Origin of the sequence: Micromonospora sp. DT43 (assembly GCF_049841645.1) — a bacterium.
GTDB lineage: Bacteria > Actinomycetota > Actinomycetes > Mycobacteriales > Micromonosporaceae > Micromonospora.
This window is the reverse complement of the sequence record NZ_JBNCKR010000007.1, coordinates 193343-217950: the sequence shown is the minus strand read 5'-3', so window position 1 is coordinate 217950 and position 24608 is coordinate 193343. Positions and strand designations below refer to the sequence as shown.

Annotated in this window: 18 protein-coding genes; 13 read left to right on the top strand and 5 right to left on the bottom strand. The window is 71.7% G+C overall.

Features of this window, described 5'->3' with window-relative positions:
* Positions 1 to 79: 79 nt before the first annotated feature.
* Positions 80 to 2716, bottom strand: a complete 2637-nt coding sequence (locus ACLQ26_RS19115) for a discoidin domain-containing protein (protein WP_425745691.1) — start codon at positions 2714 to 2716, stop codon at positions 80 to 82.
* A 228-nt stretch (positions 2717 to 2944) separates the two neighbouring features.
* Positions 2945 to 4144: an ROK family protein gene (locus ACLQ26_RS19110; RefSeq protein WP_425745690.1), complete on the bottom strand. Its 1200-nt coding sequence runs from the start codon at positions 4142 to 4144 to the stop codon at positions 2945 to 2947.
* A 235-nt stretch (positions 4145 to 4379) separates the two neighbouring features.
* Here ACLQ26_RS19110 and ACLQ26_RS19105 point away from each other — a divergent pair, with 235 nt between their 5' ends.
* The 12 genes from ACLQ26_RS19105 to ACLQ26_RS19050 all read left to right on the top strand — a co-directional run bounded on the left by ACLQ26_RS19105 (position 4380) and on the right by ACLQ26_RS19050 (position 17013).
* Positions 4380 to 5678: an extracellular solute-binding protein gene (locus ACLQ26_RS19105; protein WP_425745689.1), complete on the top strand. Its 1299-nt coding sequence runs from the start codon at positions 4380 to 4382 to the stop codon at positions 5676 to 5678.
* 70 nt (positions 5679 to 5748) lie between these two features.
* Positions 5749 to 6741, top strand: a complete 993-nt coding sequence (locus tag ACLQ26_RS19100; RefSeq protein ID WP_425745688.1) for a carbohydrate ABC transporter permease — start codon at positions 5749 to 5751, stop codon at positions 6739 to 6741.
* The gene (locus ACLQ26_RS19095) at positions 6734 to 7573 is read left to right on the top strand and encodes a carbohydrate ABC transporter permease (protein ID WP_363681702.1); all 840 of its coding nucleotides are present in this window, start codon (positions 6734 to 6736) and stop codon (positions 7571 to 7573) included. Before ACLQ26_RS19100 ends, ACLQ26_RS19095 begins: the two co-directional genes overlap by 8 nt.
* Positions 7574 to 7602: 29 nt before the next feature.
* Positions 7603 to 8979 (top strand): GH1 family beta-glucosidase, encoded by a 1377-nt coding sequence (locus tag ACLQ26_RS19090; protein WP_425745687.1) that lies wholly within the window; start codon positions 7603 to 7605, stop codon positions 8977 to 8979.
* Between the two features lie 140 nt (positions 8980 to 9119).
* Entirely contained in the window at positions 9120 to 9644 is a 525-nt protein-coding gene (locus tag ACLQ26_RS19085; protein WP_425745826.1) for a 2Fe-2S iron-sulfur cluster-binding protein, read from the top strand.
* Positions 9641 to 10624, top strand: coding sequence for an FAD binding domain-containing protein (locus ACLQ26_RS19080; RefSeq protein ID WP_425745686.1), 984 nt, complete (start codon positions 9641 to 9643; stop codon positions 10622 to 10624). The genes ACLQ26_RS19085 and ACLQ26_RS19080 overlap by 4 nt, the downstream gene beginning before the upstream one ends.
* Positions 10621 to 12711: a xanthine dehydrogenase family protein molybdopterin-binding subunit gene (locus ACLQ26_RS19075; RefSeq protein WP_425745685.1), complete on the top strand. Its 2091-nt coding sequence runs from the start codon at positions 10621 to 10623 to the stop codon at positions 12709 to 12711. Before ACLQ26_RS19080 ends, ACLQ26_RS19075 begins: the two co-directional genes overlap by 4 nt.
* 28 nt (positions 12712 to 12739) lie before the next feature.
* On the top strand, positions 12740 to 13105 hold the full coding sequence (locus ACLQ26_RS19070) for an ArsR/SmtB family transcription factor (RefSeq protein WP_007460905.1): 366 nt from the start codon (positions 12740 to 12742) through the stop codon (positions 13103 to 13105).
* Positions 13105 to 13746 carry an SRPBCC family protein gene (locus tag ACLQ26_RS19065; protein WP_358100147.1) on the top strand — a complete coding sequence of 214 codons (642 nt, stop codon included), beginning with the start codon at positions 13105 to 13107 and terminating at the stop codon, positions 13744 to 13746. The genes ACLQ26_RS19070 and ACLQ26_RS19065 overlap by 1 nt, the downstream gene beginning before the upstream one ends.
* 200 nt (positions 13747 to 13946) lie before the next feature.
* Positions 13947 to 16133 (top strand): EAL domain-containing protein, encoded by a 2187-nt coding sequence (locus ACLQ26_RS19060; RefSeq protein WP_425745684.1) that lies wholly within the window; start codon positions 13947 to 13949, stop codon positions 16131 to 16133.
* Positions 16126 to 16449 (top strand): hypothetical protein, encoded by a 324-nt coding sequence (locus ACLQ26_RS19055; RefSeq protein WP_425745683.1) that lies wholly within the window; start codon positions 16126 to 16128, stop codon positions 16447 to 16449. The genes ACLQ26_RS19060 and ACLQ26_RS19055 overlap by 8 nt, the downstream gene beginning before the upstream one ends.
* A gap of 48 nt (positions 16450 to 16497) precedes the next feature.
* A complete protein-coding gene (locus tag ACLQ26_RS19050; protein ID WP_425745682.1) occupies positions 16498 to 17013 on the top strand; it encodes an NUDIX domain-containing protein in 516 nt (171 codons plus the stop codon).
* Between the two features lie 38 nt (positions 17014 to 17051).
* Here the strand turns inward: ACLQ26_RS19050 and ACLQ26_RS19045 are convergent, their stop codons facing one another.
* The 3 genes from ACLQ26_RS19045 to ACLQ26_RS19035 all read right to left on the bottom strand — a co-directional run bounded on the left by ACLQ26_RS19045 (position 17052) and on the right by ACLQ26_RS19035 (position 22199).
* Positions 17052 to 18998 carry an ABC transporter ATP-binding protein gene (locus tag ACLQ26_RS19045; RefSeq protein ID WP_425745825.1) on the bottom strand — a complete coding sequence of 649 codons (1947 nt, stop codon included), beginning with the start codon at positions 18996 to 18998 and terminating at the stop codon, positions 17052 to 17054.
* Positions 18999 to 19104: 106 nt separating this feature from the next.
* A complete protein-coding gene (locus tag ACLQ26_RS19040) occupies positions 19105 to 20544 on the bottom strand; it encodes an ATP-binding protein (protein WP_425745681.1) in 1440 nt (479 codons plus the stop codon).
* A complete protein-coding gene (locus ACLQ26_RS19035) occupies positions 20541 to 22199 on the bottom strand; it encodes an FAD-dependent oxidoreductase (RefSeq protein WP_425745680.1) in 1659 nt (552 codons plus the stop codon). The genes ACLQ26_RS19040 and ACLQ26_RS19035 overlap by 4 nt, the downstream gene beginning before the upstream one ends.
* 149 nt (positions 22200 to 22348) lie before the next feature.
* On the opposite strand from ACLQ26_RS19035, the gene ACLQ26_RS19030 reads away from it, so the two are divergent.
* Positions 22349 to 24604, top strand: coding sequence for a hypothetical protein (locus ACLQ26_RS19030; protein ID WP_425745679.1), 2256 nt, complete (start codon positions 22349 to 22351; stop codon positions 24602 to 24604).
* The last annotated feature ends 4 nt before the right edge of the window (positions 24605 to 24608 follow it).

The window sequence follows — 24608 nt, the reverse complement described above, 5'->3', positions numbered from 1 at the left end:
ACCGGGCCGGCCTCGGCCCTGGGTGCGACCCGCACCGGCCCGGTCCGATGAGTCGACCGGGCCGGCGCGGGCGCCCCGGTCAGGGGTAGGTGGTCAGGTACACCTGCTGGTTGGCCGCGTTCGCGGTGCCCCCGGCGTTGTTGATCACCCGGTTGATGGTGCCGACGCCACCGAGCGAGACGGTGACCATGTTCGTGAAGCGCACGTTCGAGTTGACCGGCACCTCGAAGGACCGTTCCTCGACCACCGCGGGGTTGACGTTGAAGTAGCTGTAACTGCCCAGCCCGTACGCCTGGTGACTGGTCACCGAGTCGGCCACCTTGTACGCGGCGTAGCCCCGGGTCGACCCGTTCATCCAGGCGGCCTGGTTCGGCACGTCGTAGGGCAGCTCGTTCTGGTAGAAGTACGTCCGGCCGCCGTTGCCGTTCCAGAGGGTCTGGTACTTCTGGTAGTGCTCGACGAAGAGGCCGTACATGGTGACGTTGTCACCGTTGACGGTGAGCCCGGTGTCGGCGGTGTTCAGCGTCCACCCGGTCGGTACGCCCGACGCGGCGTGGTCGGCCCGCCACAGCCACATGTGGTCACCGATCACGTTGTCGCTGTTGACGGTGAGCGTGTTGGTGGCCTTGCCGACGTGCGGTCCGCCGATGCGGAAGAACACGTCGTGCAGCGAGGTCGGGTTCGTGGCGTGGCTGGCGGACGAGCCGGACGGCCCGACCTCCATGAGCACCGGCGAGTTGGTCGTGCCGGCCTCGAACATCAGGCCGGCGACCTTGACGCCGTCCACATCGGCCACCCGCATGCCCACGCTGCCGTTGTCGGCCTGGATGGTGGCCAGGCCGAGGCCGAGGACGACGGTGTCGGCCCGGTTGATCTGGATCGGCTCGGTGACGTGGTGCACGCCCGGCGTGAAGAGCAGGTGCCTCCCCTGCGCGACGGCCGCGTTGATGGTCGCCGCGCTGGTGCCGGGCTGGACGACGTAGAACTGCGACAGCGAGATCGACGAGCCGGCCGGCGACTTGTTGTACCAGCTCGTGCCGGTCGAGTTGGTGCGCAGGGCGGGCACGAAGACCCGGTACTCACCGGTGCCGTCGACGTACAGGAACGGCTTCTCCCGCACCTGCGGGGTCTGCGCGATGACTGTGTGCGACGGGTTGGGGAAGCTCGGCGCGGGTGCGCCGACGACGCCCTGGAACACCATGTTCCACACCGAGCCGGTCCAGCCGTTGCCGAACTCGCTGTTGCGGGAGTACCACTGCTGCTGCGAGCCGGAGACGACCAGGCCGTCGACGCGGGTGTCGGCCAGCAGGCCACCGCTGGACCAGCCGTCGCCGCCGTTCCAGAGCTGGATCTGGTTCTGCGCGCCGCGCAGGTGCATCCGCCGGTACGGCGCGGCCTGCGACACCGCCCAGCGCTCCACGGTCTGCCCGGCCGGCAGGGTCACCGAGAGGTTCTCCGCGGCCCGCCAGAAGTTCTGCGTGGCGTTGCCGCCCATCCAGAACGCCTCGGCGCGGACGTGACCGTTGAGGTTGACGTCGTCGGGGCTCAGCCCGAGGCCGGCGACCTGGGTGAAGAAGCCGAGGTTGACGTCGGCGGTGTAGGTGCCCGGCTTGAACAGCACGGCGTAGCGCTGCGGGCCGAACTGGTTGGTCTCCTGCTGGGTGAAGAGGGTGTTCAGTCGACTCTGGATCGTCGACGTGGGCGTGCTGGGGTCGAAGACGTACGTGTTGGGCCCGAGGTTGGGGTTGTACGGGTCGGTGGTGCCGACCGGGGGTTCGGTGGTGCCGCCGCCTGTCGTGTTCACCGCCAGTTCCCAGAGCGAGTAGCCGTAGGCGGTGCCTCGGGCGGTGCCGTACACCCGCAGGTAGCGACCGCTGCCGGTGACGGTGAGGGACTGCGTGCCGCCGGTGGCCGTGGTGGTGGAGTAGATCGTGGTCCAGGTGGCCCCGTCGGCCGAGGTCTGGAGCTGGAAGGCCCGGGCGTACGCGGCCTCCCAGGTGAGCACCACGCGGCAGATGGTGCGGGTGCTGCCGAGGTCGACGCGCAGCCACTGCGGGTCGCTGGCGGCGCTGGCCCAGCGGGTGCCGGTGTTGCCGTCGACGGCGGCGGACGCCGGGGTGCCGGCGTTCTCGGTGGACGAGGCGGTCACCGGGCTGCCCTGCGCGACGTTGCTGCTGCCGCAGGTGGACGTGCCGCCGCCGGTCTCGCCGTAGACCTGGAACTCCCAGAGCGAGTAGCCGTAGGCGGTGCCCCGGGCGGTGCCGTACATCCGCACGTACCTGCCGGAGCCGGTGACGGTGAGGTTCTGGGTGCCGCCCGTGCCGGTGGTGGTCGAGGAGATCGTCGTCCAGGTGGCTCCGTCGTCGGAGGTCTGGATCTGGAAGGCGCGACCGTAGGCGCCCTCCCAGAGCAGGTTGACCTGGCTGATGGTGGCCCGCGCGCCCAGGTCGACCTGGAGCCACTGGGGGTCGCTGAAGGCGCTGGCCCACCGGGTGCCGGTGTTGCCGTCGACGGCGGCCGACGCGGGGGTGCCGGCGTTCTCGGTGGACGAGGCGGTTGCCGGGCGACCCTGCGAGAGCAGCGTGGGGGCGGCCTGTGCCGGGGCGGTGGCGACGGCCGGGGTCAGGGCCGCGACAAGTGTCACGGCGAGCCCGGCGAGGAGGTGCCGGACGATCCGCCGGGGACGCGGACGTACGGATGTAGCACGAGATGTCATGACATCGCCTGTCGATAGGGCGTTACGGACGCCACGCGGGTGGGGGATCGGATTTCGCCCGTGGTGCCATGGGTGGTGCCGCCGATGCGGCGCCGCGGGTCGGAGAGCGCTCTCGTAGGAGTGTTGCGGCGAGATTGCGGCGGCGTCAAGACATCGATCTATAACTTCGTTATTTATCCCGAGGTTCGGGTTTTGTGTAATTTGCCGTCGCGGACGCCGTCGTCCCGCTCAGCGGCGGACACCGCCCTCGGTGAGGAAGCGGGCGATCGGGAGGGTCGCCGCGCCCAGGGCCACCGCGTCCACGCCGAGGCGGCACAGCTCGATCGACGCCTGCTCGTACGGCTGGCGCAACGCCTGCCGACCGGCGGCCTCGCGGACGGCCGGCAGCAGGTCGCCCAGCACCATCGCCGCCCACCCGCCGAGGACCACCCGCTCCGGGTTGAACAGGTTGATCAGGTTGGCCACACCGGCACCGAGGTAGCCCGCGGTGTCGTCGAGCACCCGGCGGGCGGTGGCCGACGAGTCGGCGGCCGTGACTAGCGCGGAGAGCTGCGACTCCTCGTCCACGCCCGGCACCTGACGACCCCGACGCGCCTCGCGGTAGCGGTCGATGATCGCCTCCGCCCCCACGTACGCCTCCAGGCAGCCGCGCGCGCCGCAGCGGCAGGCCCGGCCGCCGTACACCAGGGTGGTGTGCCCCCACTCCCCCGCGCTGCTGGACGCGCCCCGGTAGGTGGCGCCGTTGGTGACCACCGCCGCGCCCACGCCGGAGCCGACAAGCGCGAAGACGGCGTGCCGGGCGCCGCGCCCGGCGCCGAACCACATCTCGGCCTGGCCGAGGGTCTTCGCGCCGTTGTCGATGTGCAGCGGCAGGTCGGTGCCCGCGCCGATGAGGCGTTCCAGCGGCACCCGGTCCCAGCCGAGGGCCTGGGCGTGCACGATGGCCTCGACGCCCTGCTCGACCACGCCTGAGACGCCGATACCGACGCCGAGCACGTCGGCGGTGGCCACCCGCGCCTGGCCGGTGACCGCCTCGATGCCGGCCAGCACGTGCCCGGCGACCACACCGGGCTCGGTGCGCGCCGGGTCGAGCGGGTAGTCGATGCTGGCGAGCAGGCTCATCGCGAAGTCGAACAGCTCGACCCGGACCCGGGTCTCGCCGACGTCCACGCCGATCACGAAGGCGTACCGGGGGGCGACCCGCAACAGCATGCTCGGGCGGCCACCGTCGGACTCGGCGGCGCCGGCCTCGGCCACGATGCCCTCGTCGATCAGGTCGGCCACCACGTTGCTCACCGCCGGCTGGCTCAGCCCGGTGCTGCGCACCAGGTCCTGCCGGGTGAGCGGCGCGTCGAGGAAGAGCTTCGTCAACAGGGCGGATCTGTTGCGCAGCCGGACGCTCCGGTTGGTGGCTCGTGCCAGCTCCACTCGTCCCCTCGTTCCCGTCGGCCGTTGGTGGCGACTGTAACCGCACCGTGCTTGACGACCCACCGGCCAGCAACTTTAATGACGACATTCATTAAGCCGTGATGTAACTCCCGGGAAACGCCGACGGACCCCCGACGGCGCATCCGGAGAAACCCCGTCCGCAGCCGGCCACCGTCGCCACCCCTATCGACGACGACGGTCGGCGGACCCCCACCACGCACCGGAAGGGCTGACCGTGTCGAGACGACACCTCGGGATATTCACCGCCGCCGTACTGGCCGCCGCATCGCTCACCGCCTGCGGCGGCTCCGGCGACGACTCCGCCGCATCGCCCAAGACCCTCACCTACTGGGCCAGCAACCAGGGCGCCAGCCTGGAGGCCGACAAGACCACCCTCCAGCCGGAGCTGGACAAGTTCGAGAAGCAGACCGGCATCAAGGTCAACCTCGAGGTGGTCCCCTGGTCGGACCTGCTCAACCGGCTGCTCGCCGCCGCCGCGTCGGGCAAGGGCCCGGACGTGGTGAACATCGGCAACACCTGGTCGGCGTCGCTGCAGGCCACCGGCGCGCTCGTCGAGTTCGACGACGCCACCCTGCAGGCCGTCGGCGGCAAGGACCGCATCGTGCCCTCCGCGCTCGCCGCCGCCGGGGCCCCCGGCAAGCCGCCGGCCGCCGTGCCGCTCTACAGCATGGCGTACAGCCTGTACTACAACAAGAAGGCGTTCGCCGACGCCGGCATCACCGCGCCGCCGACCACCTGGGAGCAGCTCGCCGAGGACGGCAAGAAGCTCACCAAGGGCGGCAAGTGGGGCCTGGCGATCGAGGGCGCCAACCCGTCGGAGAACGCGCACCACGCGTTCACCTTCAGCCAGCAGTACGGCGGGGAGTGGTTCGACTCGGCCGGCAAGCCGACCTTCGACACCCCGCAGAACGTCTCGGCCATCAAGCGCTACATCGACTTCATGGCCGCCGACAAGATCACCAACCCGAGCAACGCGGAGTACGCGCAGAACCAGTCGGTGTCCGACTTCGCCAACGGCAAGGCCGCCATGCTGCTGTGGCAGTCCGCCGGGTCGAACCTGAAGACGCAGAACATGCCCGCCGACGCGTACGGGGTGGCCCCGGTGCCGTTCCTGGCCAGCCCGCCGGCCGGCGGCAAGAAGGTCAACAGCATGGTCGCCGGCATCAACATGGCGGTCTTCAAGCACACCAAGAACAAGGACGGCGCGCTGAGCTTCGTCAAGTTCATGACCAGCGACGAGGAGCAGACGATCCTCAACAAGACGTACGGCTCGCTGCCTGCGGTGAAGACCGCGGGCGCCGACCCGGCGTTCACCGCCCCGGAGCAAAAGAGCATCCAGGAGACGCTCGTCACCACCGCCGCCCCGCTGCCGCAGGTGCCCGACGAGAGCACCTTCGAGACCCTGGTCGGCACCGCCATGAAGGAGTTGTTCGCCGACGCGGCGAGCGGCAAGCCGGTCACCGAGCAGTCGGTGAAGGCGAAGCTGACCGACGCGCAGCAGAAGATGCGCTGACCCACGCAGCGCCGGTGGCCGTGGTCGGGCGACGAGCCCGGCCACGGCCACCGCCTCCGAGAGGACCCCGATGGCAACCAGCACCACCGCGCCGAACGCCGACCGGCGCGCACCCCGGGCCGGGTCACCCGCCCGGGAGGCCGCCCGCCGGCCGCGCGGCCCCCGCCGCTCGCTCCTGCCGTACCTGCTGCTCGCCCCGGCCATCGTGCTGGAACTCGCCATCCACGTGATCCCGATGGTGGTCGGGGTCTGGATGAGCCTGCTGGAGCTGACCCAGTTCCACATCCGGGACTGGTCCACCGCGCCCTTTGTCGGGCTGGAGAACTACCGCGCCACGCTCGACCTGAACAGCGCCGCCGGCAAGGAGCTGCTGCACTCGTTCTGGGTGACGCTTGTCTACAGCGTGCTCTCGGTCGGGTTCGCCTGGCTGCTCGGCATCGCGGCGGCCGTCGTGCTGCAGAAGCCGTTTCGCGGACGGGCCATCCTGCGGGCGCTGTTCCTCACCCCGTACGCCCTGCCGGTCTACACCGCCGTGATCACGTGGAGCTTCCTGCTGCAACGCGACACCGGCCTGGTCAACCACGTGCTCGTCGACCAGCTCGGGCTGCTGAACGAGCGGCCGTTCTGGCTGATCGGCGACAACAGCTTCTGGTCGCTGCTCGTGGTGTCGGTCTGGCGCAACTGGCCGTTCGCGTTCCTGTGCCTCATGGCCGGCCTGCAGAACGTGCCCGGCGAGCTGTACGAGGCCGCCGCGATCGACGGCGCCGGGTTCTGGCGCCGACTGCGCTCGGTCACCCTGCCCATGCTGCGGCCGGTGAACCTGGTGCTGCTGCTGGTGCTGTTCCTGTGGACCTTCAACGACTTCAACACCCCGTACGTGCTCTTCGGCGGCTCCGCGCCCGAACAGGCCGACCTCATCTCCATCCACATCTACCGCAGCTCCTTCAAGACCTGGGACTTCGGGTCGGGCTCGGCGATGTCGGTGGCGCTGCTGCTGTTCCTGCTTGTCGTCTCTGCCGCGTACCTGCTGATCACCAACCGCCGGAGGGACGACCATGCGTGAGACCGCAGGTGAGCGCTGGGGCCGGCGCATCGTGCTGACCCTGCTCACCCTCTTCGTCGTCATTCCGCTCTACGTGATGGTCACCTCGGCGGTGAAACCGTTGCGCGACGTGCAGAACGGGTTCACGTGGTGGCCCAGCCGGCCCACCCTGCAACCGTTCGTCGACATGTGGAGCACCGTGCCGCTGGCCCGCTACCTGGTCAACAGCCTGGTGGTGTCGAGCGTCGCAGCGGTCTGCTCGGTGGCCGTGGCGATCTTCGCGGCGTTCGCGGTCAGCCGGTACCGGTTCCGCGGCCGGGGAGTCTTCTCGGTGACGGTGCTGTCCACCCAGATGTTCCCCGGCATCCTGTTCCTGCTGCCGCTGTTCCTCATCTACGTCAACCTGGGCAACGCCACGGGCATCGAGCTGTACGCCAGCCGCACCGGCCTGATCATCACGTACCTGACCTTCTCGCTGCCGTTCTCGATCTGGATGCTCGTCGGCTACTTCGACTCGATTCCCCGCGGGCTGGACGAGGCGGCGCAGGTAGACGGGGCGGGGCCGTTGCGCATCCTGTTCCGGGTCATCCTGCCGGCCGCCGTGCCCGGCGTGGTCGCGGTGACCGTGTACGCGTTCATGACGGCCTGGGGTGAGGTGCTGTTCGCCTCCGTGATGACCGACGAGGGCAGCCGCACCCTGGCCGTCGGCCTGCAGGGCTACTCGACCCAGTTCAACGTCTACTGGAACCAGATCATGGCGGCCTCGCTTGTGGTCAGCATCCCGGTCGTGGCCGGGTTCCTGGCCCTGCAGCGCTACTTCGTCGCCGGCCTCACCGCCGGTGCCGTCAAGTGACTCACCCACACCCAGAGGAGATCCGACCCGTGCCCGACCTGTCCAAGCTGCCACCCGACTTCCTCTGGGGCGTCGCCACGGCGGCGTACCAGATCGAGGGGGCCGTCGACGTCGACGGCCGGTCGCCGTCCATCTGGGACACCTTCTCGGCGACCCCCGGCACTGTCGACAACGGCGACACCGGCGCGGTGGCCTGCGACCACTACCACAGGTGGCCGGAGGACCTGGCGCTGCTGCGCCGGCTCGGCGTGGACGCGTACCGGTTCTCGGTGGCCTGGCCCCGGGTGATGCCCGACGGCGTCGGCCGGGTCAACCCCGCCGGGCTGGACTTCTACGACCGGCTCGTCGACACGCTGCTCGCCGACGGGGTCCGGCCGTTCGTCACGCTCTACCACTGGGATCTGCCGCAGGTTCTCCAGGATCGGGGTGGCTGGCCGGAGCGCGCCACCGCCGAGGCGTTCGCCGAGTACGCGGCGGTGGTCGCCGCCCGCCTCGGCGACCGGGTGGCCGACTGGAACACTGTCAACGAGCCGCTCTGCGTGTGCTGGATCGGGCACCTGGACGGGAACATGGCCCCCGGCGAGCGGGACCTGACCCGCGCCGTGCACGCCTCGCACCACGCGCTGCTCGGGCACGGCCTGGCCACCCAGGCGATCCGGGCCAACGCCGCCCGAGAGGCGTCCATCGGTCTGGTGCTCAACCTCAGCCCGATCGAGCCGGCGACCGACCGACCCGAGGACGTCGCGGCGGCTCGGCGGGCCGACGGGCACGTCAACCGCTGGTGGCTGGACCCGATCCACGGGCGCGGCTACCCCGCGGACATGATCGCCACGTACGGCGTCGAGCCGCCGGTACGCGGTGACGACCTGGCGGTGATCGCCACGCCCACCGATTTCCTCGGCGTGAACTACTACTTCCGCCAACTGGTCGTCGACGACCCGACCGGCCCGGCGCCGTACGCGAAGCAGGTGCCGGTGCCCGGCTCGGTGGAGACGGCGATGGGCTGGGAGGTGTACCCGGCGGGCCTGGAGCGGCTGCTTGTCGACGTGCACGAGGAGTACCGGCCGGGCCGGATCATCGTCACCGAGAGCGGCTCGGCGTGGCCGGACGAGGTCACCGCCGAGGGCACCGTCGAGGACAAGGAGCGCACCGACCACCTGGAGCAGCACCTGGCGGCGTGCGCGTCGGCGGTGGCCCGGGGCGTGCCGCTGGACGGCTACTTCGTGTGGTCGCTGCTGGACAACTTCGAGTGGGCGTACGGCTACGACAAGCGCTTCGGGCTCGTGCACGTCGACTACGCCACCCAGCAGCGGACCGTGAAGGCCAGCGGCCTGCGCTACGCGGAGCTGATCCGCGCCCACCAACGCCTCGCCCGAACCACCGACGCGACAGCGCCGGTGGCCTGAGACGGGGGCCGGCGGGGATCCCCGGGCGCCGCATCCGGCGGCGCCCGGGGCACGTCCGGCAGGCTCTATGCGTAATTCGCCCGCTTATGTGCCACTGCCGCTAGTCTGGGCCGGTGCCGAGCGGACCGGAGAACGAGACGATTACCGACAAGCGTCACTCGTCCCGGGTGGCGTTCGAGGTCAACGGTGACCGGCGGGAACTGACGCTTGACAACCGCACCACCCTGCTCGACGCGCTGCGGGAGCACCTGGGCCTGACCGGGGCGAAGAAGGGCTGCGACCACGGCCAGTGCGGCTCCTGCACCGTGCTGCTGGACGGCCGCCGGGTGAAGAGCTGCCTCGTCCTCACGGTCACGGTGGACGGCCGGTCGGTGCTGACCGTGGAGGGGCTCGCCGGGCCGGACGAGCTGTCCCCGCTGCAGGCCGCGTTCATCGCCCACGACGCGTTCCAGTGTGGGTACTGCACCCCCGGGCAGCTCTGCTCCGCCCGGGGCATGCTCGACGAGGTCGCCCGCGGCTGGCCCAGCGCCGTCACCGACGACCTCGACTCGCCGCCCGGGCTGACCGACGCCGAGATCCGGGAACGGATGGCAGGCAACCTGTGCCGCTGCGCCGCGTACCCACACATCGTCGCGGCCATTCGCGAGACGGCGGCCACGCAGTGAGGCCGTTCCGCTACCACCGGCCGGCCGACGTGGCCGACGCCGTCGCCGTGCTGGCCGGCGAGCCGCACGCGGCGTACCTGGGTGGCGGGACCAACCTGGTGGACCTGATGAAGCTCGGGGTGCAGCGACCCGAGCTGCTGGTGGACGTCACCCGGCTGCCCCTCGACGCGGTCCAGGAGCTGCCCGACGGCGGGCTGCGGATCGGCGCGACGGTGCGCAACAGCGACCTCGCCGCCCACCCGGCGGTCCGCCGCGACTACCCCGTGCTGGCCCGCGCCCTGCTCGCCGCCGCGTCCGGCCAGCTGCGCAACCTGGCCACCACCGGCGGCAACCTGCTGCAACGCACCCGCTGCGTCTACTTCCAGGACACCGGCAAGGCGTGCAACAAGCGCGACCCGGGCAGCGGCTGCGCCGCCCTGCACGGGCAGAACCGCGACCTGGCCGTGCTGGACTGGTCCGAGCAGTGCGTCGCCACCCACCCGTCGGACCTGGCGGTCGCCCTCGCCGCGCTGGACGCCGTGGTGGAGGTGCACGACGCCGACGGCGCCCGCGACGTCCCGCTCACCGCGCTGTACCGCTCCCCCGGCACGCATCCGGAGCGGGAGACCACCCTGGCGCGTGGCGCGCTGATCACCGCCGTACGGCTTCCGGCGCTGCCGGCCGCGCGCCGCTCGGCGTACCTCAAGGTGCGCGACCGGGCCTCGTTCGCCTTCGCGGCCGGCTCGGTGGCCGCGGTCCTCGACCTCGACGGCGACGTCATCCGCGACGTCCGCCTGGCGTACGGCGCGGTGGCGCACCGGCCGTGGCGGGCGTACCGGGCGGAGGAGGAGTTGCGGGGTCGCCAGTTCAGCCCGGAGCTGGCGGCGCGGGCCGCCGACGCGGAACTGGCCGAGGCGCGACCGTTGCGGCACAACGGCTTCAAGCTGCCGCTGACCCGGGCCATCACGGTGCGGGTGCTCACCGAACTGGCGACGTCGTGAGCGCCGGGGCGGTCGGCCGGGCGTACCCCCGGCTGGAGGGTCGGGAGAAGGTCACCGGCACGGCCCGGTACGCGGTGGAGTACCCGACCGACGACGTCACCTACGGCTGGGTGGTGCCGGCGGCGGTGGTCCGGGGCCGGATCACACGTGTCGACGCGGACGAGGCGCTCGCGTCACCAGGCGTGCTGGCGGTGCTGCACCACGGCAACGCGCCCCGGATCGCGCCCGGCGCGCAGCCGGAGCTGTGGCTGTTGCAGGAACCCGCGGTGCACTACCGGGGGCAGTACGTCGCCGTGGTGGTGGCCACCAGCCTGGAGGCGGCCCGGGAGGGGGCCCGACTGCTCCGGATCGACTACGACACCGGGCCGCACAGCACGGTGCTCACCGACGACCACCCCGGCCTGTACAAGCCGGAGCACGTCAACCCCAGCTACCCGACGGACACCGTCGAGGGCGACTTCGACGCCGGGTACGCGGCGGCGCCGGTGCGGGTGGACGCCACGTACCGGACGCCGGCGTACCACAACAACCCGATGGAGCCGCACGCGACGACGGCACTGTGGCGCGACGGGCGACTGCTGGTGCACGACTCCACCCAGGGCGCCGCGCCGGTGCAGGCGACGCTTGCCGAGCTGTTCGAGCTGCCCCGCGAATCGGTACGGGTCATCGCCGAGCACGTGGGCGGCGGCTTCGGCAGCAAGGGGTACGCGAAGGCGTCAGTCGTGCTCGCCGCGCTCGCCGCCCGGCACGTGGACCGCCCGGTCAAACTGGCGTTGACGCGCCAGCAACTGTTCGGGCCGATCGGCTACCGCACCCCCAGCATCCAACGGGTCCGTCTCGCCGCCGACGCCGACGGGCGACTCACCGCGGTCTGCCATGACGCGATCAGCCAGACGTCGACCGTCCGGGAGTTCGCCGAGCAGATAGCCGTCTACACCCGCAGCATGTACGCGGCGCCGCACCGACGCACGACCCACCGACTGGTACGCCTCGACGTGCCCACGCCGTTCTGGATGCGCGCGCCCGGCGAGTGCCCCGGCGCGTACGCCCTGGAGTCGGCGATGGACGAGCTGGCGATCGCGGCCGGCGTCGACCCGGTGGACCTGCGGATCCGCAACGACGCGGCGGTCGACCCCGACCAGGGGCGACCGTTCACCAGCCGCAACCTGGTGGCCTGCCTGCGCGAGGGGGCGCAGCGCTTCGGCTGGACCGGCAGGGATCCGACCCCCCGGGCCCGGCGCGACGGGCGCTGGCTGATCGGCACCGGGGTGGCGGGGTCGAGCTACCCGGCCCGGGCGAGGCCGTCGTCGGCGTCGGTGACCGCCCGGCCCGACGGCAGTTTCCTGGCCCGGATCGACGCCACCGACATCGGCACCGGCGCGCGGACCGCGCTCTGGCAGGTGGCCGCCGACGCGCTCGGGGTGCCGCCCGAACGGGTCGAGATCCGCATCGGCGACACCGACCTCCCGGTGGCCCCGCTGGCCGGTGGCTCGATGGGCACCGCCTCGTGGAGCTGGGCCGTGATCCGGGCCTGCGAGGCGCTGCGGGGCAAGCTCCGCGACGGTGTGCCGCCGGGTACCGAGGTCAGCGCCGAGGCGGACACCACCGACGAGGTGGGCGGGCAGCCCGAGCTACCCCGGTACGCGTACGGGGCGCAGTTCGTCGAGGTGCGGGTGGACGCGGACACCGGCGAGGTGCGGGTGAACCGGATGCTCGGCGTGTTCGCCGCCGGCCGGGTGGTGAATCCGACGACGGCGCGCAGCCAGCTCATCGGCGGCATGACGATGGGGCTGTCGATGGCGCTGCACGAGGAGGGTCTGCTCGACGAGCGCTACGGCGACTGGGTGAACCACGACCTGGCCACGTACCACATCACCGGCTGCGCGGACGTCGAGTCCATCGAGGCGTACTGGCTGGACGAGTCCGACGACGAGCTGAACCCGGCCGGGGTGAAGGGCATCGGCGAGATCGGCATCGTGGGCGCCGCGGCGGCGGTCGCCAACGCGGTGCACCACGCCACAGGCGTCCGCGTGCGGGACTTGCCGATCCGCCTCGACAAGCTGGTCGGAGTTTCAGGCTTGGCTTAAATAAGTTGCCGGTGATATAACTGTCGCCGTGCACGCCTTCGACGTGCTGGGCGATCCGGTCCGGCGCCGCATCCTGGAGCTGCTCGCCGACGGCGAGCAGACCGCGGGCGCCGTCAGCGCGGTCATCCGCGACGAGTTCGGCATCTCCCAGCCCGCCGTGTCACAGCACCTCAAGGTGTTGCGGGACAACGGCTTCGCCACCGTGCGGCCGGAGGGCGCCCGACGGCTGTACGCGGTGGACCCGCGCCCGTTGCGCGAGGTCGACGGCTGGCTGGAGCACTTCCGCCGGTTCTGGGCGCCACCCCTGGCGGCACTCGCCACCGAGCTGGCCCGGGGCCGACGCGAGCGTCGCCTACGTGGGCCCGCCGACCCACCCGACGAGAGGAACACCTGATGTTCGACGCGACCGAGCAGATCAACGCCGTTCAGCGGCAGGTCGGCAGCCGCACCCTGGAGGCCGGCGAGGCCCGGGTGACCACGATCAGCCAGACCTACCAGTCGACGGCCGAGGATCTGTGGGACGCCTGCACCAACGCCGAGCGCATCCCGCGCTGGTTCCTGCCGATCAGCGGCGACCTGCGGTTGGGCGGGACGTACCAGCTCCAGGGCAATGCCGGCGGCACCATCGAGAGCTGCGAGCCCCCGCACCGCTTCACCGCCACCTGGGAGATGGGCGGCGAGGTGAGCTGGATCGAGGTGCGGGTCACGCCGGTCGGCGACGAGCGGGCCCGCCTCGACCTGGACCACATCGCGCACGTCGACCAGGACCGGTGGGCGCAGTTCGGGCCGGGCGCCGTCGGCGTCGGCTGGGACCTGGGCCTGCTCGGTCTGGCCACGTACCTCTCCGGCGACGGCAGCGGTGTCCGACCGGAGGACAGCGCCGAGTGGGTCGCCTCCGCCGAGGGCCGACGCGCCATGGAGCTGAGCAGCCAGCTCTGGTGCGAGGCGAGCATCGCCGCCGGCACCGACGCCGACGAGGCCAAGGCCGCCGCCGAGCGCACCACCGCCTTCTACACGGGCGTCCCGCAAGCCTGAGCAGCTCCGACGACGGCGGCCGGCCCGCCGCCGTCGTCCGGCGCACCCAGCCCCTCCGGCGCACCCGGCTCCGGTTCGAACCTGACGTGAATCCGACTCACCGGTGGATCAGCCCTCCGTCCTAGATCCGGTAGGGTCACGCAAAGCGTTGCTGTGCTGTCGCAACGTAATTGCCCACTGGATCACCTGGGGGTGCTGTGATGAGCCGACGGTGGGCGATCCTCATCGGAGCCAACGCTTGCGGGTACGACGTCAACCTGCCCAGCCTGCGCTATGCCGAGGACGATGCGCGGGCGGTGCGGGCGGTGCTGTTGGACGAGCGGATCGGCACGTTCGACGACGGCGACGTCGACCTGTTCATCGGCGAGGGCGCCAACTGGCGAGGGATCAAGGCCCGGCTGCGCGAGCGGGTGCTGGAGTCGCGCCCCTCCGACGTGTTGCTGGTCTACTTCGCCGGCCACGCCCTCGTGCCGGAATGGGGCACGCAGTCCGACGCGTACCTGGTGACAGCTGACCTGGAGGCCGACGGGCTGCGCCGCGAGCCGGACAACGGACTGCGGATGGCGTTCCTCAAGCGGGACGTCTTCGAGGCGTTCGCCGGCACCTCGTTCCTGATCCTCGACTGCTGCCACGCGGGCGTCTACCTGGACTCCGAGCTGCGGCACACCGAGGCGATGCAGACGTACCGCACCCAGGTCGACCGGCACAGCGCCCTGCTGGCCTGCCCGAGTGGCGCCGCGGCCCGGGAGAGCGAGGAGCACCGGCAGGGTGTGCTCACCCATCAGCTGCTTCGGGCGTTGCGCGGCGAGGCCGCCGACCCCAGCGGGAGAGTCTCCTTCGCCCAGATGGCCACCTTCGTCGCCGAGCAGGGCATCCACCCCGCACCCGGGCAGCTGGTCCACATGTGGGGCCCGACCACGGTGCTCACCCAGCCGCCGGTGTCCCGGCACGAACGGCAGTCGTTGACGGCCCCGGTCAACTCCGGCACGATCCGGCCCTGCAAGAACCCGCTCGACGACCTGTCCAGCTCGATCACCCAGCTGCTCGGGCGCGTGTTCCGCTCGCAGTCTCGTCCACCGCGTTCCGCCCAACAGGCAGGGCACGCCGAACGGGTCGAGGTGATCCGGTACGCCCTGGAAGCGGACTCGGTCGCGGTCGTGGAATCCAGCCCCACGGGCATCGGCCAGGTCACCTCCACGGCCCGGTTCAACAAGGAGGAGCTGCGACCGCTGCTCGAGCTGAGCGCCGCGGACACGACCCTGGTCCGCACCTCCTCCCCCGGGCATGTGGTGGCCGACGACGCCGGCCGACGAATCCTCTGCGTACCCCTGTCGCAGGAGAACAGCCGGAACCTCACCCTCGCGGTGGTCGATCCCGCACTCGCCGCACTGGACATGGGCGAGCCGTTGGCGACGATGCTGCGGGCCATCTGGAACTCCGATGTCCGCGACGACCCGGTGCACGCCGAGATGCAGGTGCTCACCGCCCTGCGCTCGGCCTACGGCCGACTGCCGGTGGATCTGTACTCGCACGCGTTCAGCCTGTACCAGAAGCTGATCGAGTCGCTGACCATGGTGTTCCAGCCGGTGATGTCATTGGACCGGCGGGCCGCCGGCGTGGGCATCCACAGCTACGAGGCACTGGCGAGGCGGCTGGAGACCGACGTGCGCGCGCCTGTCGCGGCCCTTCAGATGGCGTACGCCTGGGGTGACCGCTTCGTCATCGAACGCGACGCGCTGCTGCTGGCCAAGGCGATCGACTCGTACGCCGAGGCGGACGTCGCATCCGTCTTCGACGTCACCAAACCGATCTCGGTGAACGTCGCGGTCCGCTCGCTGCTCAGCGACGCCTACATCGCCCAGGTCCGCACAGCGATCATGGAAGCCAATCTGGATCCGCGCACGGTCACGCTGGAGATCTCCGAGCAGGACCCGATCCGGCCCGCTCCCGGCGAGGTGTGGCCCCAGGAGCCGCTGACGTACTTCCATCGTCGACTGACCAGCCTGGCCCGTGACCTGGAGATCAGCTTCGCGGTGGACGACTTCGGGGTCGGTTACTCGTCACTCGCCCGGATGGCGGAGCTTCCGTTGACCCAGATCAAAGTGGACCGGGCCGTCCTTCACCACCCGCTGGCCGTCGAGGAACTGGACCTGGTGACCCGGGTCGCCCGCTACGCCAGCGACCTCGGACACGCGCCGAACCCCCGCGCCGTCATCGTGGAGGGCTTCGACGAGCAGGCGCCGGTGACCCTCAAGCAGATCTACGACCTGCGGATCCGGCACGTGCAGGGCTTCATCTGCGGCGAGACCGCGTCGACGTCGCTGCGTCCGCTCGGGCAGAGCGTCCGGGACCGGATCGCCGCGCTGGTGAGGGGTGAGGATGACTAGCGTTCGACTGTTGCTGCCGCCCGAAGTTGTCGCCGAGCTGCGCCTGCCACACGAGGGCGTTCGGGACGCGGGTGCCGTGACCCTGGCCATCGAAGGAATCAGCGTCCTGGCGAATCTGGCCACACTGGCCACCCTGCAACCGCAGGCCGAGGCGCTGGTCTCCGCCATCCGAGGTTGGCGGCTGCGCGATCCCCGCCCGACGGTGACGTTGACCGCGCGCGGCCCGGGCCTGGACCTCACCATCGAGCTGCCGCGCAACGTGAGCCGGGCGCAGCTGCTCGACCAACTGCGCCCGTTGCTCGACCGGGACGACTGAGCCTTCGGCTGCGCGCCGATCCGAGCAGCCCGGGTAACGTGCTGCGCCATGACAGGTACGCCGTACTCGCACTGCTCCTACTGCGGCGCCACCTACCCGGCGGCGACCGGATGGCCGCGGGTCTGCGCGGTCTGCGGCGAGACCGTCTGGCGCAACCCGCTGCCCGTCGCGGTGGCGGTGCTTCCGGTCCGCACCGCCGACGGGTTGGGTGTGGTGGTCGTCCGCCGGGACATCGAACCGGCCCGCGGGCGGCTCGCGCTGCCCGGCGGATTCATCGAGTACGGCGAGGAGTGGTCCGACGCGCTGGTGCGTGAGCTGCGGGAGGAGACCGGGCTGGTCGCGGCGGCCGAGGATGCCCGGCTCCTCGCCGTGCGCGGCGCCCCGACGGGCGGCACCATGATGGTGTTCGGGGTGCTGCCCGAGCGGGCTGTCGAGGACCTGCCGCCGTCGGCTCCCACCGAGGAGGCGACCGAGTGGTTGGTGCTCACCAACCCGGTCGAGCTGGCGTTCTCCACCCACACCCGCGTCCTGGCCGATGTCCTCAACGGCGCCCACCCCGTCTGACGAAAGCCCGAACCCAACCGCCGTCGCAGGGCCCCGGTTCAGTGGCTTGCGGCGTCGGAGGCGCCGGCCCGGTAGCCGCTGGCCTGCAGCTCGAACAGCTCGCGGTAGAGGCCGCCGGCCGCCATCAACTCGTCGTGGTTGCCCTCCTGAACGAGGCGACCCCGGTCCATGACGAAGATCCGGTCGGCGTGCCGGACGTTGGCCAGCCGGTGGGTGATCAGGACTACCGCCCGGTCGGGTCGACGGCGCAGGTGCTGGAACAGGGCGTGTTCGGCGCGGGCGTCCAGGGCGGCCGACGGCTCGTCGCAGATCAGCAGTGCGGCGTCGCGGTAGAGACCCCGGGCGGCGACGAGCCGCTGCCACTGCCCGCCGGACAGCTCGTGACCGTTCTTGAACTCCCGGTCGAGCAGGGTGTCGTAGCCGTGCGGCAGACCGACGATCATGTCGTGGGCGGCGGCCGCCGCGGCGGCCTCCTGCACGTCGGGGCCGGGATGCTCGGGCGTACGGTCGTGCCGGCCCACGCGGATGTTCTGCCCGGCCGTGAACGGGAACTTCCAGTACTCCTGCGTCATCACGGCCACCTGCGCGGCGAGCGTGCGCGGATCCAGCTCGGCGGCGTCGACGTCGTCCCAGCGGATCGTCCCACCGGTCGGCCGGTAGAGCCCGGCGACCAGCTTGGCCAGGGTGGTCTTGCCGGAGCCGTTCTCGCCGACCAGCGCGATCACCTCCCCGCGCCGGATCGTCAGGCTGACCCGGTCCACAGCCGGCACGTCGGTGTCGGGGTAGCGCAGGCTCACCTCGTGGAGGTCGATCGTCTCGACGCCGTCGACAGTCCGCTCACCGCCGACGGGTACCCGGCCCCGCGCCCGGGTCAGGAAGTCCCGGTAGTCCTGGTAGTAGAGGGCGTCCTCGTACAGCGAGTTGGTGGCGACGACGGCGACGCCCAGGCTGGTCCGCGCGGACTGCAGGGCGAGCAGGGCGGTGGCCGCGGCGGCGAGGGCGACCATGCCGGCCAGGAGCAGCCCGCCGAGCACGGCGTACACCCCGAAGGTGGCCAGGCCCGCCGCGGTGGCGCCGGCCACGCGGGTGCCGGTCTGCGAGCGAACCAGCCGCAGCTGGGCGCGGGTCTCGACGGCCATCACGGCGCGATACTCGGCGAGCAGGAAGTCGCGCATCTGGTAGGCGCGCACCTCGGCGGCGGTGTGCCGGTTGGCCATCAGATGGGCGAGCATCCACATCCGCCGCAGGCGGGTGATGCGCGCCAGCATCGCCAGGTACTCCCGGCGGGCCATCCGCACCGCCGTGATCGCCTGGGGCACGGCCGCGAGCAGCAGACAGGGCAGCAACAGCGGCTGGATGACTGTCACCGCCACGGCGGTGGCGAGCATCCCGACCACACCGGTCACCAGGTTGACGGTGTGGTCGACGATCCACGCCGCCTCGCCCATCCCCCGGTCGCGGACCCGGTCCATCTCCTCGGCGAACCCGGCGTCGTCGAACGCGGCCAGGTCCACGGCGGTGGTGGCCTCGAACAGCCGCAGCTCCACCTGGTAGTTGATCTGCGGGGTGAGCCGCGCCTGGGCCCAACCGGCCGCGATCGTCAGACCGCCGCGCGCCGAGACCGCCGCCGCGGCCACGACAAGCGCCGGCAGGGCCGAGCGGACCCGGTCCGGGGTGGGCCCGGCGGCGAAGAGTTCCCGCAGCACGGTGGTCGTGGCGAGCAGGCCGAAGGTGGTCATCACCCCGGCGGCGACGTTCAGGCCGATGGAGGCGACGGTGTCCACGCGGTTGGTGGTCCAGGCCAGCGCCACCGCCTCACGGACGAGTCGGGGCAGTCGTCGGGCCACGGCCCAGAAGCTGGTGTGCGCGAACGTGGTCGCATGGTGCATCCACGCGGCGTCCTCCAACTCCGGCAGCAGGGAGGCGTCGTCGGGCGGGTCGAGCGGCTTGTCGTCGTCGTGGGGCGCGGTGCGCGGGCGGGCCATCGAGTCCACGGACGCTCCTCGGGGGGCGGGAAGCACGAACGCCGCCCGAGACTACTGCGTGCGACTGCCCGATGTCTCTAGGTAGTCGGCGCGTCGTACGGGTGTTTCACAAACTCGGCGCGACGTCCTCGGTGATCGGCAGCAGCACCCGGAACGTGGTGTTCCCGGGCTCCGTCTCCACCCGGATGTCGCCGTGGTGCTTGTTGACCACGATCCGGTACGAGATGTCCAGCCCCAGCCCCGTGCCCGCGCCGACCGGCTTCGTGGTGAAGAACGGCTCGAAGATGCGCGGGCGCACCTCGGGCGGGATACCGGGACCGGTGTCGGTGATATCCACCGCCAGCAGGTCTCCGACCTGGCCGGTGCGGACGGTCAGCACGCCCTTCTCCCCCATCGCGCCGAGCGCGTTGTCGATCAGGTTCGTCCACACCTGGTTCAGCTCGGCCGCGTAGGCCGGGATCGGCGGGAGCGACCTGTCGTACTCGCGGACGAGCTTGACCTCGGCGGGGATCTTGCCCTTGAACATGACAAGGGTGGCGTCGAGCAGGTCGTGCACGTCCACCACCAGGTGCGGCGCGCGGTCCAGCTGGGAGTACTGCTTGGCGGCACCCACCAGCCCGGAGATCCGGGTCACCGCGTCGCCGATCTCGCGCATCAACAGCTCGGTGTCGACGGTGTAGGAGAGCCACCGCACGGCGGCCTCCAGGTCCGCCGGACCGACGGCCGCCTTCACCTGCCCGAGCCAGGCCGTGTCCAGACCCCCGGCGACCAGGATGGGCGCCAGGTCCCAGGCGCCGCCGACCCCGTGCTCCTCCAGCCAGTCGGTGAGGGTGTCCTCGGCGTCGGCGGTGGCCATCGGGGTCAGCTTCGGCGCGGTGGCCACCCGCGCCACCGCCTCCTCCTGCAACGAGACAAGGCCGTGCAGCGCCCGACCGTCGAGCCGGCCGTCGGCGATCATGGCAAGCTTGTGGCGCATGCCCGCGACCCGGTCACGCAGCACCGACGTGGCCCGCACCGCCGCCGCTGCCGGGTTGTTGAGCTCGTGGGTAAGTCCCGCCGACAGCGAACCGAGCGCCAACAGCCGCTCCCGTTCGCCGACGATCGTCTGGCTGTTCCGCAGGCCGAGGAACAGCCCCTCCAACAGGTGCATGGGCATCGGGAACCAGGACCGCAGGGCGTACGCGAAGTCCTCCGCCGGCAGCACGAAGAAGTCCGAGTCGACAAGCGCCCGCATGCTGTTGCGGTAGATCTGGTCGACCTGGTCCCCCAGGTACGCCTGGACAGCCCCGCCGTACACCCCGCGCTGGTCGGTCCGACTGACCTCGATGTCGTCGCCGCGCACCTGCCGGCTCAGCGCCACCGCGCCGCGCAGCAACACGAAGAAGCAGGTGCCGGGCTCACCCTCGGCGTACACCAGGGTGCCGCCGGCACGTTGCTCGACGCGCCCGCGCTCCGCCAGCCAGGCACGCTGGGAGTCGTCGAGGGACTCGAACAGGAACAGGTCACGCAGCTGCGCGGGCGTCAACCGCTCCGACGGGGTGGTCATTGGGCCTCCAGGTAGCGGTGCACGAGCGAGACGGCCATCGCGCCCTCGCCGACGGCAGAGGCAACCCGCTTGACCGACTCGGCGCGGACGTCCCCGGCGGCGAAGACCCCCGGCACGCTCGTCTCCAGGTGGTACGGGTCGCGCGACAGCGACCAACCGGCCGGACGCCGGCCGCCGGTCAACAGGTCCGGGCCGGTGACGATGAAGCCGCGTCCGTCGCGGACGAGCACCCCGTCCAGCCAGTCCGTGCGGGGCTCGGCGCCGATGAAGATGAACAGCCAGGACGTGTCGACCGAGCGGGCCTGCCCGGTACGGGTGTCGCAGAGGGTGAGCTGTTGCAGGTGGTCCTGCCCGGTGCCGCCGACCACCGCCGTGTGCGGGTGCACGGTGATCCGGTCGATGCGTTCCAGCTGGTCGATCAGGTAACGCGACATCGACGCCGTGAGGTCCGCGCCGCGGATCAGCAGGTGGACGCGGGCGGCGTACCGGGAGAAGTGCACGGCGGCCTGGCCGGCCGAGTTGGCCCCGCCCACGATGTAGACGTCCTGGTCGACACAACTGGGCGCCTCGGTGGCGGCGGCGCCGTAGAACACGCCCCGGCCGGTGAAGTCGGCAAGCCCCGGCGCGTCGAGCACCCGGTAGGAGACCCCGGTGGCCAGCACCACCGTGTGCGCGGCGATCTCGCTGCCGTCGCCGAAGCGCAGCAGCCGGGCCCCGCCGGCCTCGCTCAGGCCGACCACCTCCCGGGCGCTGAGCAGCTCGGCGCCGAACTTCACCGCCTGCCGTCGGGCCCGGTCGGTCAGCTGGGCGCCGGAGACGCCGTCGGGAAAGCCCAGGTAGTTTTCGATCCGGCTGCTCTGCCCGGCCTGCCCGCCTGTCGCCCGCCGCTCGACGAGGACGGTGCGCAGCCCCTCCGACGCGCCGTACACGGCCGAGCCCAGGCCCGCCGGACCGCCGCCGATCACCACGAGGTCGTAGAAGTCGGACGCCGGCACCACTGTCAACCCGGCCAGCGCCGCCAGCTCCGTCTCGTTGGGGGCGACCAGGGCCTTGCCCTCGGCGGTCACCACCAGGGGTACGTCCGCCTCCGTGGCCCCGGCGGCGTCGAGCAGGCGGGCGCCCTCCGGGTCGTCGGACAACAACCAGCGGTACGGCACGAGGTTGCGGGCCAGGAAGTCACGGACCTTGAACGACGGCGCCGACCAGCGGTGCCCCACGACCCGGATCTCGGTGCTCGTCGCGTCCGGGGTGACCGACCACGCCTCCAGCAGGCCGTCGACCACCGGATACAGCTTCTCCTCCGGTGGGTGCCAGGGCTTGAGCAGGTAGTGGTCCAGGTCGACCACGTTTATCGCCTCGATCGCCGCGTCGGTGTCGGCGTACGCGGTGAGCAGCACCCGGCGGGCGGCCGGGAAGATGTCCATGGCTGCCTCGAGGAACTCGACGCCTGTCATCTCCGGCATCCGGTGGTCGGCCAGCAGCAGCGCCACCTGCTCGCCGCGCAGCTTGACCTCCCGCAGCGCGTCCAGGGCCTCCGGCCCCGAGGCGGCGCGCAGCACCCGGTAGCGGTCGCCGTAGCGGCGCCGGATGTCCCGGGCCACCGCCCGGGACACCGCGGGATCGTCGTCGACGGTCAGGATCACCGGGTTTGCCATGGCGCCAATAGAACCACCCTCCGGGGCCCGGTCGCACCACCACGTGGGCGGCGACGCATGGTTGACAGCGCCCGAGACGGGTAAGCCGCACCGCCGCGCGGGCGGCCAGCACCGCCGACCGGCCGGCGGTCGCACACCTCGGGGGGCCCATGGCGGACGCGTCGCCGACCGAACCCACGACGTCGGGTCGGGTCGTGGAGCTGCGGGTGCACGGCGTCTCCGGGGCGAGCGCCGACCAGGTGCTCAACCGGCCACACGTGCACCAGGTCGCCGGGGACCGCAGCGGAGGGTTCTTCCGCCCGCGTCCGGGCTACCCGGACTCGACGGGCACGGACGGGATCACGCTGGAGGCGTACCGCTGGAGCGATCTGCCGTCCGGAACGGCCGTGCGGACGCTCTCGCTGGTGTTCCTGTTGCCGTTCATGCTCTGCAACGTGGCGCTCTGGATGCGCCCGTCGAGCCTCTCGGGGAAGCACGTCATCGTCGCGCTGTGCCGGGTCCTCGCGCTCACCCTCACGATGCTCTACGTGCTCTCCATCGTCGGGATGGCTGTGGACCTCATCGCCTGGCGCTGCATGGGCGCCCCGACCTGCACGGCCGGACGGAGCTGGCTCTCCTGGCTCGGCGGTCGCCCGCCCGGGATACGGCTGGGCGTGTCGGCCCTGGTGCCGGTCGCCGCGATCGGGATCGTGTGGTGGCTCGGCGCGCGGCCGAGTCACTCGTTCGACGCCTTTCGCACCGGGGCGACTCAGGAGACCTCCGTCCAGCACCTGAGCGCGGTCGGCCAGTGGGACGGCAGCCCGGTGGTGGGGCGGCTGCGCTCGGTGCACGTCGCGGCCGCGTTCGCCACGCTGGACGGCAGTCTGCTGGCCGCCTGGGACAGCCAGAACGAGTCGGTGGTGCGGGCCGCGCTGGCGGTCGCGACCGGGGCCGTGCTGCTCACCTGCGTGGTCCTGCTGACGAAGGTGCGGGACATGGATCGGCCCAGCCCGGTACCCCGGCTGGAGGCGGTCACGCGTGGGCTCCGCACGGTCGCCTGCGGCCTGACGATCCTGGTGATCGCGTACACCCTTACCAGCCACGAGCCGTGGCCGCGAAGCAGGATGCTGCCCGGGTACAGCGCCACGGTGGCCTGGCTCTTCGTCAGCCAGACCGTGCTGCTGGTGATCCTCGCGGCGGTGGTGATCTGGGGGCGCGGCCGCGGGCGAAGCGCCGACGGGCAGCGGCTCCCGCGGCTGCGCGCCATGGGCGCTCCGGTCTTCGTCACGATCGGCGCCGGGCTCGCGGTGGCGTTCTCCGCCGAGTTGGTCTACCGGATGGCCGACGTGCTGGACCGCGACGGTGGGCGCAATGCGCAGGAGGCGTTCGGCCCGCCGCTGGCGTACAAGTGGGCGATCTTCGGGTTTTTCCTGGCGGTGCTGGCCGCGCTGCTGGTGGGCGCGCTTGTCACAGTTGCCACCCGCCGCAGCCGGTGGCGGGCCGCGCGGGCGATCGTGGCCGCCGACTTCCCGCACGCGCCGCCGGAGGCGGCGGGGCGGCTGCGCCGGGTCGAGCAGGCGGTCGCCCGGGCCCGGTTCACCGAACGGCTGGAACCCCTCACCGTGGTCTACGCCGCATCCGCCGCGCTCGGACTGGCAACCAGCCTGCTCGGCCTGCTCCAGCTCTATCCCGGGGACGTGTTCCAGCGGTACGTCGGCGTGCCCGAGAGCCTCGTCAACTTTCTCATCGGAGCGGGCAGCTACGCGATCGCCGCGATCCTGGTCGGGCTCGTGATCGGCGGCATCTTCGCGTACCGGACGGCCGGGTTCCGCCGGTACGTGGGTGTCCTGTGGGATCTGGGCACGTTCTGGCCCCGGGGGGCCCATCCCTTCGCCCCGCCCTGCTACGCCGAACGGGCCGTGCCGGAGCTGACCAAGCGGATCACCTACCTCGTGGACCAGGGCGCGGGGGTGCTGCTGGCGGGGCACAGCCACGGCTCGGTGCTGCTCGCGGCGACGCTGCTGCAACTGCCGGCCCGGGTCACCGACCGGGTGGCCCTGCTCACCTACGGGTCGCCGCTGAGCCGGCTCTACTCGCGGCTGTTCCCCGCCTACGTCGACGAGTCGTCGCTGCGCGAGATCGGTGAGCGGGTCGGCTGGCGCTGGGTGAACCTGTGGCGCGACACCGACCCGATCGGTGGGTGGATGTTCGCCGGGCGCCGGCCCGGGGACACCTGGACGCCGACCGGGCCGGAGGCGGCGGTGGACCGCCGGTTGACCGACCCGCAGGGCGTGCTGCCGCCGCCCAGCGACAGCGTGCCGCCGCCGATCCTGGGCCACTGGCCGTGCGAGGGGCAGGACGAGTTCACGCAGGCGGTGCGGGACCTCACCGCTCGGCTGCTGGCCGAGCGCCGGACGACCGACTGAGGCG